The organism is Streptomyces sp. CNX435, from assembly GCF_059570575.1.
Genome location: NZ_JCANTA010000002.1, coordinates 727,566 through 746,695 on the forward strand (window position 1 = coordinate 727,566; position 19,130 = coordinate 746,695).

Sequence of the window (19,130 nt, forward strand, 5' to 3'; positions counted from 1 at the left end):
GGGCGGCGGGCAACTACGGCGTCAAGTGGGGAATTTCCAGGTCACCGCTTTAGCGGTCCGCTAGCACGTCCTTAGCCGACTCGGCGAGGATGGACTCGCCGAAAACCGGGATTTCACAGACGCATACTGTAAGGAACGACTGACATGTTTGCGCTCGCATTCCCAGGCCAGGGTTCGCAGCACAAAGGGATGGGTGCGCAGCTCTTCGGCAGGTTTCCGGAAGAGGTCGCCCGCGCGGACGAGATACTCGGGTATTCGATCGCGGAGCTGTGCCGCGACGACCCCGACGGGCGGCTGCGGCACACGGAGTACACGCAGCCGGCGCTCTTCGTCGTCAACGCGCTCAGTCACCTGGCGCACCGCGCCGACGGCGGCGCCGAGCCCGACTACCTGGCCGGGCACAGCCTGGGCGAGTACAACGCCCTGCACGCCGCCGGCGCCTTCGACTTCGCGACCGGGCTGCGGCTGGTCGCCAAGCGCGGTGAGCTGATGTCCCGGGTGGCGGACGGTGGCATGGCAGCCGTCGTCGGGCTGACGGGGGAGCAGGTCACCGAACTCCTCGGCCGGCCCGGTCTGGAGAACCTGTCGATCGCCAACTACAACAACCCCACCCAGATCGTGATCGCCGGCCCGCGCGAGGACGTCGAGGGCGCCCGCGCCGTCTTCGAGGACGCGGGCGCGGGCCTGTACACGGTGCTGCGGGTGAGCGGCGCGTTCCACTCCCCGTACATGTCGGCGGTCCAGGGCGAGTTCGCCGAATTCCTGCGCGGCTTCACTCTCGCGGCGCCCGGCGTGCCGGTCATCTCCAACGTGACCGCGCGGCCGTACGAGGACGACGTCGCCGCCGGGCTCGTACGCCAGCTCGACCACCCCGTGCGCTGGACGGACACCGTCCGCTACCTCATCGGGCGGGGCGTGGCGGACATCAAGCCCGTCGGGCCCGGCCGGGCCATGCGCGGGCTGATCAAGGCCACCCGGCGCGACGAGGAGCGCCGCGCGCAGGAGGCCGCGGAAGCCGCGGAAGCCGCGGAAGCCGCGGAAGCCGCGGAGGCCGCGGAAGCGGCGGCTCGGATACCGGAAGGGGGCACGGCCGCTTCCGGCGACGCTCCCGACGGCGAACTGCGCCTGCGGCGCCCCGAGCGCGACCGGGCCCACCCCGAGGGCGCCCCCGCCGTGCAGCTGCACCAGGCGCTCCTGAAGGACCTGCGCACCACCGTGGCCCAGGTGCTGAAGGTCGAACCCGCCGCCGTACGCGGCGAGTCGGAGCTGAGCGAGCTGGGCTTCGACTCGATCCGGCTCATCGAGTTCGCCGACCTGCTGCGCCGGGACCTCGGCGTCGACCTCACGCCCTCGGTCTTCTTCGAGCACTTCACCCTGGAGGCGTTCGCACGCCACCTGCTGACCGAGCACCACGACCTCGTGTCCGCCCGCTACCCCGACGCGGGCCACGACTCCCCGCGCCCCGGCACCCGCGGCGCCGGGCGTCCCGCGGACGACGCCCCGGCGCCGGAGCCGTACCCCGTCGCCGTCGTCGGCCTGGCCGCCGTGCTGCCCGGCTCGGCGGACCTGGAGGGCTTCTGGCAGCGTCTGCTGGCCGGGGACGAACTCGTCACGGGCGTACCCGGGGACCGCTGGCGCGACTGGGCGGGCGCGGAGCGCGCCGCCCGCGCTCACGGCGCGTTCCTCGACGACGTCGACTCGTTCGACTGTTCGTTCTTCGGCATCTCGCCGCACGAGGCCGAGCTGATGGACCCGCACCAGCGGCTCTTCCTGCAGACCGTGTGGAAGGCGGTCGAGGACTCCGGCCGCCGCCCCGACGTCCTCGCCGGCAGCCGCACCGGCCTGTTCGTCGGGCTCAGCTCGATGGACTACGCGGAGGTGCTGGGCCACAGCACCGCCGGCCCCCAGGCGCACACCGCCACCGGGCTCTCCCACGCCGTCCTGCCCAACCGGGTCTCGTACCAGCTCGACCTGCGCGGCCCCAGCGAGGCGATCGACACCGCGTGCTCGTCCTCGCTCGTCGCGGTCCACCGCGCGATCCGCAGCCTGCGCGCCGGCGAATGCGGGCTCGCCGTCGCCGGCGGGGTCAACCTCCTGCTCAGCCCGACCCCGTTCGAGTGCTTCGAGCCGGCCGGGATGCTCGCCCCCGACGGCCGCTGCAAGACCTTCGACCAGGCCGCCGACGGCTACGTACGCGGCGAGGGCGTCGTCGCCGTCGTGCTCAAGCCGCTGGCCGCCGCCGAGGCCGACGGCGACCACATCCACGCCGTGATCCGCGGCAGCGCCGTCGGCCACTCCGGCCGCGCCGCCTCCCTGACCGCACCCAGCCCCGAGGCGCAGGCCGACGTCATCGTCGACGCCTGGCGCGCCGCGGGCGTCGACCCGGCGACCGCGACCCACGTGGAGACCCACGGCACCGGCACCAGCCTCGGCGACCCCATCGAGATCGAGGGGCTGAAGCAGGCGTTCGCCCGCCTCTACGACGCCTGGGGTCACGACGCCCCCGCGGAGCCGCACTGCACCCTCGGCTCGGTGAAGACCTCCATCGGGCACCTGGAGGCGGCGGCCGGACTCGCCGGCCTGGTGACCATGGTGCAGTCGCTGCGGTACGGAAAGCTGCCCGCCCTGCGCCACTTCGAGAAGCTCAACCCGTACATCCGCCTGGACGGCAGCCCCTTCCGCATCGGCGACCGCGCCGCCGACTGGCCGCGGCACACCGCCGCGGACGGCACCGCCACGCCCCGCCGCTGCGGCGTCAGCTCCTTCGGATTCGGCGGCAGCAACGCGCACGTCGTGCTGGAGGAGTATGAGCGCGAGCCGGCCGCCGACGCGGCGCCGGGCGCCCCGCTGCTGATCCCCCTGTCCGCCCGTACGCCCGAGGCGCTGCGCGGCTACGCCCGCGGGCTGGTCCGCCACCTCGACCTGCACGCCCCTGCCGGTGGCACCGCCGACTTCGCGCTCACGGCGCTCGCCGACACCCTGCAGCTCGGCCGGGAGCCGATGGCGGCACGGCTCGCGATCGTCGCGGAGGACGTCGACGAACTGTACGACGCGCTGGTGCACTTCCTGCGCGGCGAGGAGCAGGGCGACAGCTGGTGGAGCGGCCAGGCCGCCGGTGCCGGGGACCTCTCGCGCGCCCTGCTCGCCGGGCCGGAGGGCGACACGTACCTCGACGCCCTGGCCGCCGCGGGCAAGACCGCGGCCCTCGCCCGGCTCTGGGCCGCCGGCGCGGAGTTCGACTGGGCGCTGCTGCGCGGCGACCGGCCCATACGCCGCACGCCCCTGCCGACGTACCCCTTCGAGCGCCGCCGCATCCGCCCGCAGGACCTCGTCCCGCACGTCCTGCTCGCCCCCGGCCGGGCGCGGCCGGCCCTCGCCGCGGTGCCCGTGCCCGCCGCCCTGACCGCCCCGGCGACCCCCGCGCTGCCGGGCGGCGCGGGCGCCGCGCAGGACGACGTGCTGGCGCATCTGGTGCGGCTCTTCGCCGATGAGCTGAAGTGGCGGCCGGAGGAGATCGACCCGCGGGCCGGCTTCGACGACCTGGGCCTCAGCTCCCTGCTGGTGGAGAAGCTGCGCCGGCGGCTGGAGGAGCACTACGGGCCGGTCGACAGCGCCACGCTGTTCACCTACAAGAACCTCGACTCGCTCGCGCGCCACATGGCGACGCGCGTACGCACCCCGCCCGCCCCGCCCGCCGCGCTCCCGGCCGTCGCGGGCACCGGCACCGGCAGCGGCGGCGACATCGCCGTCATCGGCATCAGCGGCCGCTACCCGAAGGCCCCCACGCTGGCCGACTTCTGGGACCGGCTGCGGGCCGGCGACGACTGCGTCGGCGAGATCCCCCTCGACCGCCCGGGCTACCGGCGATTCGCGGAGCTGGCGCGCGAGAAGTTCGGCGACAACTGGCCGCGGTGGGGCGGCTTCCTGGACGACGTCGATGCCTTCGACCCGCAGTTCTTCCATATCTCGCCGCGCGACGCCCGGCTGCTCGACCCGCAGGAGCGGCTCTTCCTCACCACCGCGTGGGAGACCCTGGAGGACGCCGGCTACACCCCCTCCGCGCTGGCCGACCCCGAACTCGGCGACGAGCGCGGCTCGGTCGGTGTCTTCGCCGGCGTGACGTACAACAACTACCAGATGTTCGCGGGCGGCGACCTGGACGAGGGCGTCTGGCGCATCGTCTCCTCGCAGACCTTCTCCGTCGCCAACCGGATCTCCCACCTGCTCAACCTCGGCGGCCCCAGCCTGACCCTGGACACCGCCTGCTCCTCCTCCCTCTACGCCATCCACCTGGCCGTCGCCGCGATCCGCCGCGGCGAGTGCGCCATGGCGCTGGCCGGCGGGGTCAACCTCTCGCTGCACCCGAGCAAGTACGTGATGCTCGCCGAGGCCGGGTTCCTCGCCGACGACGGCCGCTGCCGCGCCTTCGCCGAGGGCGGCACGGGCTACGTACCGGCCGAGGCGGTCGGCGCGGTGCTCCTCAAGCCGCTGGCGCAGGCGGTGGCCGACGGCGACCGGGTCCACGCCGTCATCAAGGGCTCGGCGGTCAACAGCGACGGCCGCACGTACGGTTACGGCGTCCCCAACCCCGTCGCGCAGGCCGAGCTGGTACGCGCCGCGCTCGCCGACGCCGGCGTCGACGCCGGCTCGATCGGCTACGTCGAGGCCCACGGCACCGGCACCAGCCTCGGCGACCCCATCGAGGTGCGCGGCCTGACCGAGGCGTACGCGGACGCCGCCGCCCCGCACCGGCGGGACGGGCGGCCGGCGTGCGCCCTCGGGTCGGTGAAGGCCACGATGGGCCACGCCGAGGCGGCGGCCGGCATCGCCCAGGTCACCAAAGTGGTGCTGCAGCTGCGGCACGGCACGCTGGTGCCCTCGCTGCTGCACACCCCCGAACTCAACCCGAACCTCGACCTCGACAGCACCCCGTTCGCCGTGCAGCGCGAGACCGCGCCCTGGGAGCGGCCGGTGCTGCCCGGGCCCGGCGGGGGAGTGGCGGGGCCGCGCCGCGCCGGTGTCAGCTCCTTCGGCGCGGGCGGCGTCAACGTCCATCTGATCCTGGAGGAGGCCCCGTCCCGGCCCGCCCCGGTCGCCGCCGGTGGTGCCGGCGGGCCGCTGGTGTTCCCGCTGTCCGCCCGTACGCCGGAGAACCTGCGCGCGTACGCGGCCCGCATGGCGGCGTTCCTGCGCACGCTGCCGGCGGAGCCCGCCGCCGACGACCCGGAGGCGCCACGGGCGGCCGACATCGCGTACACGCTGCAGCACGGCCGCGAGGCGATGGAGCACCGTGCCGCGTTCACGGCCCGTACCCTCGCCGAGGCCGCGGAGCGCTTCGAGCGGGTGGCCGCGGGCGACGACGCGGACGGGCACGTCAGCGTCGGCCGCCGCCCCGGCCGGTCCGGCGCCGCGCCCGCGGTGCCCGCCGGCGCCGCGCCGGCGGAGGCCGCCGCGCTGTGGGCGGCGGGCGGCGCCGCGGACTGGGCGGCCCGGCCCACCGGCGGGCGCCGGGTGTCGCTGCCGACATACCCCTTCTCCCAGGAGCGCTACTGGCTGGAGCCGAGCGCCACGAACCCGGCACGGCCGACCGCACCGGCCGTGCCGACCCCCCTCCCCGCGCAGCGGGCCGCCCCGCCCGCGGCCGTTGCCGCCGCGCCCGTCGCGGCGGCGGAGCCGGCCGGCGCGGGCGGCGCGACGGACCTGCCGGCGTCGCTGGCCGCCGTCCCCGCGAGCGAGCGCCACGCCGCGCTGGCCACGCGGATGCAGCGCACGCTCGGCGAGTTGCTGGAGTTCCCGCCCGGCAGCCCGCCGGAACGGCAGCGCGGCTTCTTCGAGCTGGGCATGGACTCGGTGATGGCCGTACGCCTCGGCAATCTGCTGGAAGAGGCGCTGGGCCTGGTCCTCTACGCCGGGGTGGTCTTCGACTACCCGTGCATCGACGACCTCGCCGCGTACCTGCTGGACGAGCTGAACCTCGACGATGCCCCCGCGGCTCCGGCGGCCTCCGCCACCGAGCCGCCGGCGCCCGCCTCCGGGGCCGTACCCGCCGACGCCGCGCAGGTCGTGCACTACACCGCCGACTGGGAGCCGGCCCCCGCCCCCGAAGGCCCCGCCTCCTGGCGCACCGGCCCCGTGCTGGTCTTCGACGACGACGGCGCCCTCACCGAGCGCATACGCCGCCGCCACACCGGCTCCGCCCCCGTCGTCGGCGTCCGGCCCGGCGAGGCGTACGAGGTGGCCGGCGACGGCCGCACCGTGCGCGCCGAGTCCGCCGAGGACCACGCCGCGCTCCTCGCCGGCCTCGACGCCCCGCCCGCCACCGTGCTGCACGCCTGGAGCGACCCGCGCACCGCGCTCACCTCGGTCTTCCACCTCAGCCAGGCGCTCCTGCGGCAGGGCCTGCGCGCTCCCCTGCGGCTGCTGCGCGTCCACGCCCACGCCGGGAGCCGGCCCGATCCGCTCGCGGAGGCGTTCGGCGGCTTCGCCCGCAGCGTCGATCACGAGAACCCGCGGCTCGTCCAGCAGGCCGTGGCCGTCCGCACCGCCGCCGGCGAGGAACCCGCGGACGCACTGCTGCGCGCCTGCGAAGCCGAACTCGCCGCGGACGCCCGCGCCGACACCGAGGTCCGGCACGACGGTGACTGCCGCCGCGTGCGCAGGCTCCGCGAGCTGCCCGCGGCCGGATCGCCGGCACGCCCCGACGCGCCGGCCGCCGTCGCGGTCCGGCCCGGCGGCACGTACGTCATCACCGGCGGCGGAGGCGGCCTCGGCCTGCTCTTCGCCGAGCACCTCGCCCGCCAGGCCACGGTGAACCTGCTGCTCGTCGGCCGCTCGGCGCTGACCGCTGAGCGCCGGGAGGCGCTGGAGCGCATCGGTGCCCTCGGCGCCGACGTCCGCTACGAGCGCGCCGACGTCGCCGACCGCGGCGACGTCGAGTGGATCCTGGCCGCCGCCCGCAACCGCTGGGGCAGCGTGCACGGCGTGATCCACTCCGCCGGCGTGCTGCGCGACGCGCTGCTCCCCAACAAGACCGCCGAGGAGTTGGACACGGTGCTCGCGGGCAAGGTCGACGGCGCCGTCCACCTCGACGCCGCGACCGCCGGCGACGAACTCGACTTCTTCATGGTCTTCTCCTCGCTGGCCGCGCTCGCGGGCAACCCCGGCCAGGTCGACTACGCCTTCGCCAGCCGCTTCCTGAACGCCTTCAGCCGCGGTCGCGAGGAGCGCCGCGCCGCGGGGGAGCGGTCCGGTGCGAGCATCGCGCTGGTCTGGCCGTTCTGGCGCGCGGGCGGCATGCGGGTCGACGAGGCCACCGAGGGCTTCGTACGCCGCCGCCTCGGCCTGACCCCGCTGGAGAACGCGGTCGGCGTCGCGGCGTTCGACGCGGCGCTGCGGCACGCGCGGCCGGAGTTCGGCGTGGTGCACGCCGAACGGGACAAGCTGCAGCGGGTGTTGCGGATCGACCCGCCGCCGGCGGCAGCGGTCCCCGGCGCCGCCGGCGGCACCACGTCCGGTTCCGTCGTGGCCAAGGGCGACTCGACGGTGGAGATCGAGCTGAAGGGCGTCCTGGCCGAGCTGGGGCTCTAGCGACCGGAGAGGAACGGGCATGACGGACAAGGCTCTGCTGAGGCGTTCCCTGGATGCCGTACGCACCCTGCGCGAGCAGGTGGATCAGCTGCGCGCCCGGGCCGCGGAGCCCATCGCCGTCGTCGGCCTCGGCTGCCGCTTCCCCGGCGGCGCGGACGGCCCGGAGCGGTTCTGGGAGCTGCTGCGCGAGGGCCGCGACGGCATCGTGGACGTGCCGCACGACCGGTGGCGCACAGACGGCTGGTACTCGCCGGACAGGAGCGAGCCCGGCACCTCGTACACCCGCCGCGGCGGCTTCCTCACCGAGGGCGCCCACGCCTTCGACGCCGGGTTCTTCGGCATCACCGACGCCGAGGCCCGCGACATGGACCCGCAGCACCGGCTGCTGCTGGAGACGAGCTGGCAGGCGCTGGAGAGCGCGGGGCTGCTGTCGGGCGCGACGGCCGAGCGGCGCGTGGGTGTCTTCGTCGGCGTCTCCGGCTCGGAGAACACCCTGCTGCCCCGGGCGCCGCGCGAGGCCGGCCCGTACACCGCCACCGGCTCCGCGATCAGCGTCGCCGCGGGCCGGGTGGCGCACACCTTCGGGCTGCGCGGCCCGGCCCTCGCGGTGGACACGGCGTGCTCGTCGTCGCTGCTCGCCGTGCACCTGGCGGTCGAGAGCCTGCGCCGCGGCGAGTGCACGGCCGCCCTCGCCGGCGGGGTCAGCGCGATGATGTCGCCCGCCGTGATGGTCGCGCTGTGCCGGATGGAGGCGCTGGCCGAGGACGGGAAGTGCAAGGTCTTCGACGCCGCCGCCGACGGCTACGTACGCTCCGAGGGCAGCGGCATGGTCGCGCTCATGCGCGCCTCGGACGCCGCCGCCGTACGGGCCCCGGTCCTCGCCCTTATCCGCGGCTCCGCCGTCAACCACGACGGCCGCACCAGCGGCCTGACCGTCCCCAACGGCCGCGCGCAGCGCGAGCTGATCGCCGCCGCCGTGGCGGCGGCCGGAGTCGAGCCGCGGGCCGTCGACTACCTGGAGGCGCACGGCACCGGCACCTCACTGGGTGACCCGATCGAGGTACGCGCCGCCGCCGACGTGCTCTGCGCCGACCGCGACCCCGGAGCGCCGCTGCGCATCGGCGCCGTGAAGTCCAACATCGGGCACCTGGAGGCCGCCGCCGGGGTCGCGGGCCTGATCAAGACCGTCCTCGCGCTGCGGCACGGCGAGATCCCCGGCGGTCTGCACCTGAACACGCCCAATCCGCGGCTCGGAGTCGAGCGGCTGCCGGTGGCGCTGTGCGACCGTACCGCCACCTGGCCGCGGCGGGGCGACGGCCGGCCCCGTACCGCGGGCGTCAGCTCCTTCGGCTTCTCCGGCACCAACGTGCACGTCGTCCTCACCGAGCCGGACGCCGAACCGCCGCGCGCCGCGGGGCCCGAGCGCCCCGCGCACGTCTTCGCGCTCTCCGCGCGCGACCCGGAGGGCCTGCGCGAGTCCGCCGCCCGCCACGGCCGGTGGCTCGCGACGCACCCCGACGCGACGCTCGCCGACTTCTGCCACACCGCCACGGCCCGCCGCGCGCACTTCGCCCACCGCGCCGCGTTCGTGACCGCCTCGCGCCAGGACCTCGCCCGCCGGCTGACGGAACTCGCCGCGGGCGACGGGCCCGAGCCGGCCACCGGCCGGCGGCAGACCGCCGCGGCCGAGGCCGTCGGCGCCCGCGACCGCGCGCCGGCACCGCCGGTCGCCTTCCTCCTCGACGCCACCGCGGGCGCGGCGGAGCGCATCACCGGAGCGCTGTACGCCACCCACCCCGGCTTCCGCGCACACGTCGACCGGTGCACGGCCGAACTGCGGCCGCCGGCCGCCGCTTCGGACGGGTCGGACGGGTCGGACGGCTCGGACACCGGGTACGGCGCCGCGCTCGCCGCCGACGTACGGACCGTGGCCTGCCAGGTCGCGCTGGTGCGCACGCTCGCCGACTGGGGCATCGCCGCCGGCGCCGTCGCGGGCGGCGCCGCGCCCGGCGACCTCGCCGCCGCCGTCCTCAGCGGCGCGCTCGACGCCGCGACCGCCGGCGCCCTGCTCGCCGCCCGCCACGGCGCCGCCGCCCCGCCGGCCCCGCCGCGGCGGCGCCCGCGCGCGCTGCGGCTGCTGCATGGACCCGACGCCGGGGAAGCGGGCGCGGACCAGGCGGACGACCCCGGGTTCTGGCTCCGCCCCGGCGCCGGCGTCCGGCCGGAGGCCGCCGCCGCGGCACTCGCCGCACACGGCTACGACACCCTCGTCCACCTCGGCGGCGACTCGGCGCGGCCCGGGGCCGGCGAGATCCGGGGACTGCCCGGCGCGGACATATGGCGGGAGCTGCTCGACTGGCTGGCCGACCGGCACGTCGCCGGCCAGGACGTCGACTGGTCCGCCGTCGACGACGGTTACGAACGGGCCCGGCTGGACCTGCCGGGCCAGACGTTCCGACGCCGTGCGCACCGCCCGGACGCCCCGGCACTCGATGCCGCTCCCGCGGCGTCCGGGGCCGGTGCGCCCGTCGGCGCGCTCGGGCTGCGGCAGGTCGCCTCGCCCCTCGCGCACCGCCAGTACACGACCGCCGTCAGCCGCGCGGTCCTGCCCGAACTCGCCGACACCGCCGGGGTGCTGCACGTCGGCTACTACCAGGAGCTGCTGGCCTCAGCGGCCCGTACCGGAGCCGGGCTGCGGCTGGACGACGTGCGGTTCGAGCGGGCGCTGACGCTCGCCCGCGGCCAGGAGCGCACCGTGCACCTGGCGGTCGGCCCGGCGGACGGCGACGGCTGGGCGGAGTTCTCCGTACACAGCAGGCAGGCAGGTGGTACGTCACCGGAGCGGCCGGGCGACGAGGGCTGGCACCGGCACGCCGCCGGCCGGCTGCGCCCCGGCGGCGGGGGAGCGGCGGACCCCGACCGGGTGCGCCCGCTGCCGGAGGGGGCGCGGGCGGAGATCCGCGAGCGCTGCCCCGTGCGCTTCGAAGGCGCCGAGTTCTACCGCCAGATGGCCGAGCGCGGCGTCCCCCTGGGCCCGTCCGTCGAGTGGGTCGCGGAGGTGTGGCTGGGCGAGGCTGAGGTGCTGGCGCGGTTCCGCCCGCCGACGCCCGCGGAAGCCGGCGGCGCCCCCGGCCGGCCGGGCCGCGAACTCCCCGTGCCCGCCGGGATGCTCGACGCCTGCGTGCAGCTCTACGCGCTCGCCGCCGGCCCGCAACTGGCCGAGCGGGACCTGTTCATGACCGCCCGGCTCGGCGAAGTGGGCTTCGGCACCCCTGCCGGGGGCGCGGGCTCCGAGGACTCCCTGTGGTGCCATGTCCGGCTCACCGCGCCGGTCGGCGACCTGCTGGTCGGCGAGCACCTGCTCTGCGCCGCGGACGGCGCGGCGGTGGCCTGGGGCCGCGGTACCGAGATCCGGGTGATCAGTCCTGGCGGCGGCGCGTACGGCGCGCCCTCCGACGCCGTACGCGACGCCGCCGCGCAGCAGCACCGGTACGGCGCGGCCGGCGGTGCCGCCGCGCTGCGGGACCTGCTCACCGGCATGGTCGCGGAGCTGCTCCAGCTGCCGCCCGCCGAGGTCCCGAGCGGCCGGCCGCTGGCCGAGACCGGGCTCGACTCGCTCGCCGCGCTGGAGCTGCGGCAGCGGGTACGCGCCGAGACGGGCGTCGACCTCCCGGTCGACCTGCTCGTCGCCGGCCCCTCGCTGGACGAGGTGGTGGAGCGCGTCGCGGGGTCCGCCGCGGGCGACGCGCCGGCCGCCCCGCGCCCGTACGACGTGGACGGCTCGCGCTGGCTGCCGGTCACGCCGCGGGACGACGCCGAGGTGCGGCTGTTCTGCCTGCCGTACGGCGGGCGTGGCGCCTCTCTGTACCGGGACTGGCCGGGCACCGCGGACGCCGGCGTCGAGGTGGTCCCCGTACAGCTGCCCGGCCGGGAGGAGCGGTCCGACGAGCGCTGCGTCGGCGACGCCGACGAGGCCGTCGACGCCGTCGCGCAGGCGCTCAAGCCGTACCTGGACCGGCCGTTCGCCTTCTACGGGCACAGCATGGGCGCCCTCCTGGCGTACCGCCTGGCCCAACGGCTGGGAGCGGAGTACGGGGAGCTGCTGCGGCACCTGTTCGTCGGCGCGTTCAGCGCGCCGACCGGCGTCGAGAACCCGCTGGGCGCCCGGCTGCGCTCGGTGACCCAGCGGCTCGGCTTCGAGCAGATGCCGGAGCACGAGGACCTCATGCGGGTACGGCAGGCGCATCCGCGGCTCTACGACACGGCGCTGCGCGCCGAGCTGGGCGGGCAGCTGGCGGGCAAGGCGGACGTCGCCCTGGACGGCGCCGGCTACGCGGACCTGCGCGTGGTGCAGAGCTACCGGCACGACCCCGCGGAGACGCCGCTGCGGGTGCCGGTGGCCGCGTTCCACGGCGCCGACGACCCGGTGGTAGCCGAGCAGGACGCGGACGGGTGGCGGCCGTTGACGGCCGGCGGGTTCGAGCTGCTGGTCGTGCCGGGCGACCACTTCTTCGTCCACGGCGACCAGAGCGGACCGCGGGTGCTGGCGGAGATGGCCGCGCGGCTGCGGCAGCCGGCACGGGTCTGAAACCCCGGCGGGTTTCCGGGCGGTGAGCGAGAGGAAGGGGCGGGCGAAGCATCAGCTTCGCCCGCCCCCTTTTATACTCGACGTGTCCGGGAGACCGGTCAGACCGCGGCGGGCAGCTCCAGCCGCTCGTCCGCGACGAGGATGGCCTGCTGCAGGTCGCGCAGCGCCCGGCAGGGTTCCAGGCCGAGTTCCTCGTTGAGGCGGGCCCGGGCCTGCTGGTACGTACGCAGTGCGTCGGCCTGCCGCTCCGAGCGGCACAGGGCCAGCATCAGCTGGCGGTAGAACGTCTCCCGCAGGGGGTACTCGGCCGTCAGCGCGGACAGCCGGCCGATCAGCTCGCGGTGCAGACCGAGGCTCAACTGCGCCTCGATCAGCCATTCCAGATACTCGAGGCGGGTCTCCTCAAGCCACGTGGCGAAGCCCGCGATGACCGGTCCGTCGCAGAGGTCGCCGAGGACCGGCCCGCGCCACAGGGAGAGCCCGCCCTCGAAGGCGGTCACGGCCTGCTCCGGCCGGCCCTCCTTCAGGTGCAGACGCCCCCGGTTCAGGAGTTCCTGGAACCGGTCCACGTCGAACTCGTCGTCCTCCAGGTGCAGCAGGTATCCCGGCGGCCTGGTCAGGATCGGGTTGTTCCGGCTGCCGGGCTGGCCGAGGAACTTGCGGAGTTGGGAGATGTAGACGTGGATCCCCGCGGTTGCGCGTCGCGGAGGGTTCTGCCCCCAAATCTCGGCTATGGCCTCGTCGATCGAGACCACCTGTCGGGCACGGATCAGTAACAAGACGAGGAGCACCTGCATCTTCTTGGCGCTCACGAATCTGCTGCCGCGGCTGTCCACGACCCGGACTGGACCGAGTATTTCGTACTGCACTATTCAACCCCCGATGAATTGCTCTGGCCGAAGTGCTCAGTTTCCATGGCACTGTTGTTCAATTTCTCTCGCCGCTTCGTGCAGGGGATCTTGTGTGTGTCGCGGCGATGCTGTAGAGACCTTTGCAGGCTATGGAGGCGGTAGGGGGTGCCGAAACCCCTACCCACCCCTAAGTCCCCCCTAGGTGCTGTCCGGGGTATTGCGCTGTGCGCTGGGGGGCGTGTGCGTAACATTCGCGCTCCCCCGGCGCGGCGCGGTGATGATCCGCCGTTCTGGCAAATGCCCGGTATCCGCCGCAGGGTATCCGCTGTCCCGGTATCCGAGTTCCCTGTGCGTCCGGAATGCCCCGGCGGTTGCGGTCACCGTGGGAAACGTCGCCCTCCGGTGCTGTGTCCCACTTGCCTGATATACCACCCCTGTTTGCGCCCCGGTTCCCTTCCCCCGCCAAAGGTCGCGGCAAGAGCGGCTTTAGCCGGGCTGCCGAGCATCTACGCAACAGCCGGCAGAGTGCGATCCCGCCTGCCTGGACCTCGTGGATGGGAGTTGCCGACCATGTCGGTTGCCGGACAGGAACCCCACCGGGACGCGGACCAGGCGGGGGGTGCCTTCGGCGGCCCGTCGGCGGACCGGGGGCCGATCGCCGTCGTCGGCCTGGCGTGCCGCCTGCCCGGGGCCGACGGACCGGACGCGTTCTGGGAGCTGCTGCGCGACGGCAGGGGCGCGGTGCGCCCGCTTCCCGAGGGCCGCTGGCCCGCCGGATCGCCCTCCCCGCAGGCCCTCGTGGACGCCGGGCTGCTCGGCACCGCGCGCGCCGGCTACCTCGACGCCGTCGACGAGTTCGACCCCGCCTTCTTCGGCATCCCGCCCCGCGAGGCCGCCGCCGTCGACCCCCACCAGCGGCTCGCGCTGGAGTTGGCCTGGGAGGCGCTCGAAGAGGCCGGCATCGTGCCCGCCACCCTGCGCGGCGCACCCGTCGGGGTGTTCGTCGGCGCCATGGACGACGGCTACTCCGCCGTCACCCGCGAGCACGGCCCCGACGGCATAGGCCGGCACACCGCCACCGGCCTCAGCCGGGGCGTCATCGCCAACCGCGTCTCGTACACCCTCGGCCTGCAGGGCCCGAGCCTCACGGTCGACACCGCCCAGTCCTCCTCCCTCGTCGCGGTCCACCTCGCCTGCGAGAGCCTGCGGCGCGGCGAGTCGCAGATCGCGCTCTGCGGCGGCGTGAACCTGGCCCTCACCGGCGACGGATTCCTCACCGCCGCCCGCTTCGGGGCCCTGTCGCCCACCGGTGTCTGCCGTACCTTCGACGCCGCGGCCGACGGCTACGTACGCGGTGAAGGCGGCGTCGTCCTCGTCCTCAAGGCGCTGGCGCAGGCCCGCGCGGACGGCGACCACGTGTACGGCGTCATCACCGCAAGCGCCATGAACAACGACGGCGGCACCCCCAACCTCACCCACCCCGGCCGCGACGCCCAGGAGCAGGTCCTCCGGGCCGCCTACCGCCGGGCCGGACTCGCCCCCGGCGACGTGCAGTACGTCGAACTGCACGGCACCGGCACCCGGCTCGGCGATCCCGTGGAGGCCGCCGCCCTCGGCGCCTTCGCCGCGCCCGGCCGGGCCGCGGACGACCCGCTGCTCGTCGGTTCCGTCAAGACCAACGTCGGCCACCTCGAAGGCGCCGCCGGGATCACCGGCCTGCTCAAGACGGTGCTCGCGCTGCGCCACCGCCTGCTCCCGCCCACCCTGAACTTCTCCGCGCCCCACCCCGACATCCCCCTCGGCGACCTGCGCCTCGACCTCGTACGCGCCACCCGCGCCTGGCCGCACCCCGAGCGCCCCCTCGTGGCCGGCGTCAGCTCCTTCGGAATGGGCGGCACCAACTGCCACGTCGTGCTGCGCGAAGCCGACTCCGACCTCGGCCCGGCCGCCGTACCCCCTGTGCCGGCGACGGATGACAGCGCCCACCCACTGCCGTACGTGCTCTCCGCACGCAGCGAGCCCGCCCTGCGCGACCAGGCGGCCCGCCTCGCCGCGCACCTCACCGCACACCCCGACCACCGGCCCGCCGACGTCGCCCGTACGCTCGCCGCCCACCGCGCCGCCTTCGAGCACCGCGCCGTGCTGCACGCCGCGGACCGCGACACGCTCCTCAACGGCCTCGCCGACCTGGCCGAGGGCCGCACACCTCCCGCCGCCGTGCGCGGCACCGCCCTGCCCGGCGCCACCGGCTTCCTCTTCTCCGGGCAGGGCAGCCAGCGGCCCGGCATGGGGCTGGCACTCGCCGCCGCGTTCCCGGCGTTCGCCGAGGCGTTCGACGCCGCCTGCGCCGCCTTCGACCCGCACCTCGACGTACCGCTGCGCACTGTCCTCGCCGCCGCCGAGGACTCTGCGGACGCCGCGCTCCTCGACCGCACCGCCTGGACGCAGCCTGCGCTCTTCGCGTACGAGACGGCCGCGTACCGGCTGCTGGAGAGCTGGGGTATGCGCCCCGACGTGCTTCTCGGCCACTCCGTCGGCGAACTCGCCGCCGCCCACGTCGCCGGCGTGCTCTCCCTCGCCGACGCCTGCACCCTCGTCGCCGCCCGCGGCCGGCTCATGGAGGAACTCCCCGCCGGCGGCGCCATGGCCGCGATCGAGGCGACCGAGGCCGAGATCGCCGCAGATCTCGACGCCGACCCCGCCGCCGCCGAGGGCACCGTCTGCGTCGCCGCCGTCAACGGCCCGCGCGCCACCGTCGTCTCCGGCGACGAGGCGGCGGTGCTCGCCCTGGCCGAGCGCTGGCACGGCCGGGGCCGCCGGACGAAGCGGCTGCGGGTCAGCCACGCCTTCCACTCCGCCCACATGGACGGCATGCTCGACGCCTTCCGCGAGGTCGCCGCCGCCCTCACCTTCCACCGCCCGGCGATCCCGATCGTCTCCAACGTCACCGGCGAGCGGGCCACGGACGACGAACTGCGTTCGCCCGACTACTGGGTACGCCACGTCCGGCAGGCCGTGCGCTTCGCCGACGGCGTGCGGCGCCTGCGCGAGGCGGACGTCACCACGTTCGTCGAACTCGGTCCCGACGCCACCCTCACCACCATGGCCCGCGACTGCGTCGAGGAACCCGGCCTGGCCCTCGTCCCCCTCGGCCGCGGCCGAGGGGCCGCCGCGCAGGAACTCCTCGACGCGGTGGCCACGGCGTACGCCCACGGCGCCGACGTCGGCTGGGCGGCTGCCTTCGTCCCCGCCGACGCCGCCCGCGTACCGCTGCCCACCTACCCCTTCCAGCGCCGCGGCTACTGGCTCGCCCCGCGCACCCCCGCCGACACCCCCGCCGACGCCCCCGCACCCGGTGCGACCGCCGTCGTCACCGACGAGCCGGCGGCAACGGAACCGGAGTCGCCCACCGCCTCCGCCGCCCGGGAGTGGCACGACCGGCTGATCGCCCGCGATGCCCACACCGGCCGGCAACTCCTGCTCGACCTCGTCCGCACCGAGACCGCACAGCTTCTCGGCCACGCCTCCCCGGCCGACGTCGAAGAGCGCTGGGCCTTCCGCGACCTCGGCCTCGACTCCCTCGGTGCCGTCGACCTGCGCCACCGCCTCGGCCTCGCAACCGGTCTCGCCCTGCCCGGGTCGCTGCTCTTCGACCACCCCACGCCGCTGCGGCTCGCCGCCGGCCTGTACGACCAGCTCACCGGCGCCGGACAGGACTCGACCCCCACCGCGGCGCGCGCGGCCGACGACGAACCCCTCGCCATCGTCGGCATGGCCTGCCGCTACCCCGGCGGCGTCACCTCGCCCGAGGCGCTGTGGCGCCTGGTGGCCGACGGCACCGACGCGACCGGCCCGTTCCCCGCCGACCGGGGCTGGGACCTCGACGGCCTGCTGAACCCCGACCCGGACCACGCCGGCCACTCCGCGACGCACCGCGGCGGATTCCTGCCCGACGCGGGCGCGTTCGACGCCGCCCTCTTCGGCATCTCGCCGCGGGAGGCGACGGCGATGGATCCGCAGCAGCGGCTGGTGCTGGAGACGGCGTGGGAGGCGTTCGAGCGGGCCGGAGTCGACCCGTCCGCGCTGCGCGGCAGCCGGACCGGGGTGTTCGTCGGCGGTACGTTCCAGGAGTACGGCCCGCGGCTGAGCGAACCGGGTGGCGGCGCCGAGGGGCACCTGCTGACGGGGAGCGCGCCGAGTGTGGCGTCGGGTCGGGTGGCGTACGCGTTCGGCTTGGAAGGGCCGGCGGTGACGGTGGACACGGCGTGTTCGTCGTCGCTGGTGGCGTTGCATCTGGCGTGCCAGTCGGTACGGAGCGGGGAGTCGACGCTCGCGCTGGCCGGCGGTGTGACCGTGATGGCCACGCCCAGCATGTTCATGGAGTTCAGCCGGCAGGGCGGCCTCGCCCCGGACGGGCGCTGCAAGGCGTTCGCGGCGGGCGCGGACGGTACGGGCTGGGCGGAGGGTGTGGGGCTGCTGCTGGTGGAGCGGCTCTCGGACGCGCGGCGGAACGGGCACGAGGTGCTGGCCGTGGTGCGCGGGTCTGCGGTGAACCAGGACGGTGCGTCGAACGGGCTGACGGCGCCGAACGGTTCGTCGCAGCAGCGGGTGATCCGGCAGGCGCTGGCCAACGCGGGTCTGTCGACGTCGGACGTCGATGCGGTCGAGGCGCACGGGACGGGCACGACGCTGGGCGACCCGATCGAGGCGCAGGCGCTGCTGGCGACGTACGGGCAGGACCGGGCGGACGACACGCCGCTGTGGCTGGGGTCGCTGAAGTCGAACATCGGCCACACGCAGGCAGCCGCCGGTGTCGGCGGCGTGATCAAGATGGTCATGGCGATGCGCGAAGGCGTGCTGCCGCGGACGCTGCACGTGGACGAGCCGTCCCCGCATGTGGATTGGACCGCGGGCGCGGTGGAGCTGCTCACGGAGCAGCGGCCGTGGCACGTGGCGGAGGAGCGCCCTCGCCGGGCGGCGGTGTCGTCGTTCGGGATCAGCGGCACGAACGCGCACGTGGTCATCGAGCAGGGTCCGGCGGTGGCGGCGCCTGAGCCGGAGGCGGCGCCGGGTCCGGTGGTGTGGCCGCTGTCGGGGCACACGGCGGAGGCGCTGGCCGCGCAGGCGGGGCGGTTGCGGGCGTGGCTGGGGGAGCGCCCTGGGACCGACGTGCACGCGGTGGCGGCCTCGTTGGTGCGTTCGCGTGCGGTGCTGGATCACCGGGCGGTGGTCTTCGGTACGGACCGCGCCGAGTTGCTGGCCGGTCTGGATGCGGTCGCGCGTGGTGAGGGTGCGGATCGGGCCGTGGCCGGGCGGTACCGGGCGGGCAAGCTGGCGGTGCTGTTCACCGGTCAGGGCGCACAACGCCCGGGCATGGGCGCCGAACTGTACGACACCTACCCCGTCTTCGCCGAAGCGCTGGACGAAGCCTGCGCGGCACTGGATAAGCACCTGCCGCAGCCGCTCAAGCCCCTGCTGTTCGCCAAGCCGGACACCGACGAGGCGAAGCTGCTGGACGACACGACGTACACGCAGCCCGCGCTGTTCGCGTACGAAGTCGCCCTCTACCGGCTGGCGGAGTCCTTCGGGATCCGCCCCGACTTCCTGGCCGGTCACTCCATCGGGGAGTTGACCGCGGCTCACCTGGCCGGGGTATGGACACTCCCGGATGCGGCGCGGCTGGTCGCGACGCGTGGGCGGCTGATGGGCGGTCTTCCCGTCGGCGGCGCGATGCTGTCGGTCACCGCCCCCGTCGACACCCTCACACCCTTGCTGGACGGAACCGGCGTGGAGATCGCGGCGGCCAACAGCCCCACCCACACCGTCCTGACCGGCACCACCAAAGCCATCGACACCATGACCTCCCGCTGCCAGGACGCGGGGCTACGGGCCCGCCGCCTGCGGGTCAGCCACGCCTTCCACTCCGCGCAGATGGACCCCATCCTCAACGACTTCCGCCAAGCCGTCGCCGACACCCCCGCCCAAGCACCCGCCCTGCCCGTCATCTCCAACCGCACCGCACAGCCCCTGACCGCAGACCAGGCCGCCTCACCCGACTACTGGACCGAACAACTCCGCCACACCGTCGAATACGCCGCCGTCAC

The 19,130-nt window shown here is 75.4% G+C and carries 4 protein-coding genes; 3 read left to right on the forward strand and 1 reads right to left on the reverse strand.

Features of this window, described 5'->3' with window-relative positions; all coding sequences use genetic code 11:
- The first annotated feature begins 144 nt into the window (after positions 1–144).
- Together fabD and T328_RS06470 are read left to right on the forward strand one after the other, a co-directional pair.
- Complete coding sequence (gene fabD / locus T328_RS06465) at positions 145–7,587, forward strand: ACP S-malonyltransferase (protein WP_496494879.1); 7,443 nt, start codon at positions 145–147, stop codon at positions 7,585–7,587.
- A gap of 19 nt (positions 7,588–7,606) precedes the next feature.
- Positions 7,607–12,175 carry a beta-ketoacyl synthase N-terminal-like domain-containing protein gene (locus T328_RS06470; protein WP_496494880.1) on the forward strand — a complete coding sequence of 1,523 codons (4,569 nt, stop codon included), beginning with the start codon at positions 7,607–7,609 and terminating at the stop codon, positions 12,173–12,175.
- A 98-nt stretch (positions 12,176–12,273) separates the two neighbouring features.
- Here T328_RS06470 and T328_RS06475 read toward each other — a convergent pair whose 3' ends face one another.
- The gene (locus tag T328_RS06475; RefSeq protein WP_496494881.1) at positions 12,274–13,044 is read right to left on the reverse strand and encodes an AfsR/SARP family transcriptional regulator; all 771 of its coding nucleotides are present in this window, start codon (positions 13,042–13,044) and stop codon (positions 12,274–12,276) included.
- A 552-nt stretch (positions 13,045–13,596) separates the two neighbouring features.
- Here T328_RS06475 and T328_RS06480 point away from each other — a divergent pair.
- On the forward strand, positions 13,597–19,130 hold a 5,534-nt coding region (locus tag T328_RS06480; RefSeq protein WP_496494882.1), incomplete at its 3' end, for a type I polyketide synthase.

Coding starts and splice junctions, on each gene's coding strand:
- fabD (WP_496494879.1), top strand. CDS start 145: ATGTTTGCGCTCGCATTCCCAGGCCAGGGTTCGCAGCACAAAGGGATG.
- T328_RS06470 (WP_496494880.1), top strand. CDS start 7,607: ATGACGGACAAGGCTCTGCTGAGGCGTTCCCTGGATGCCGTACGCACC.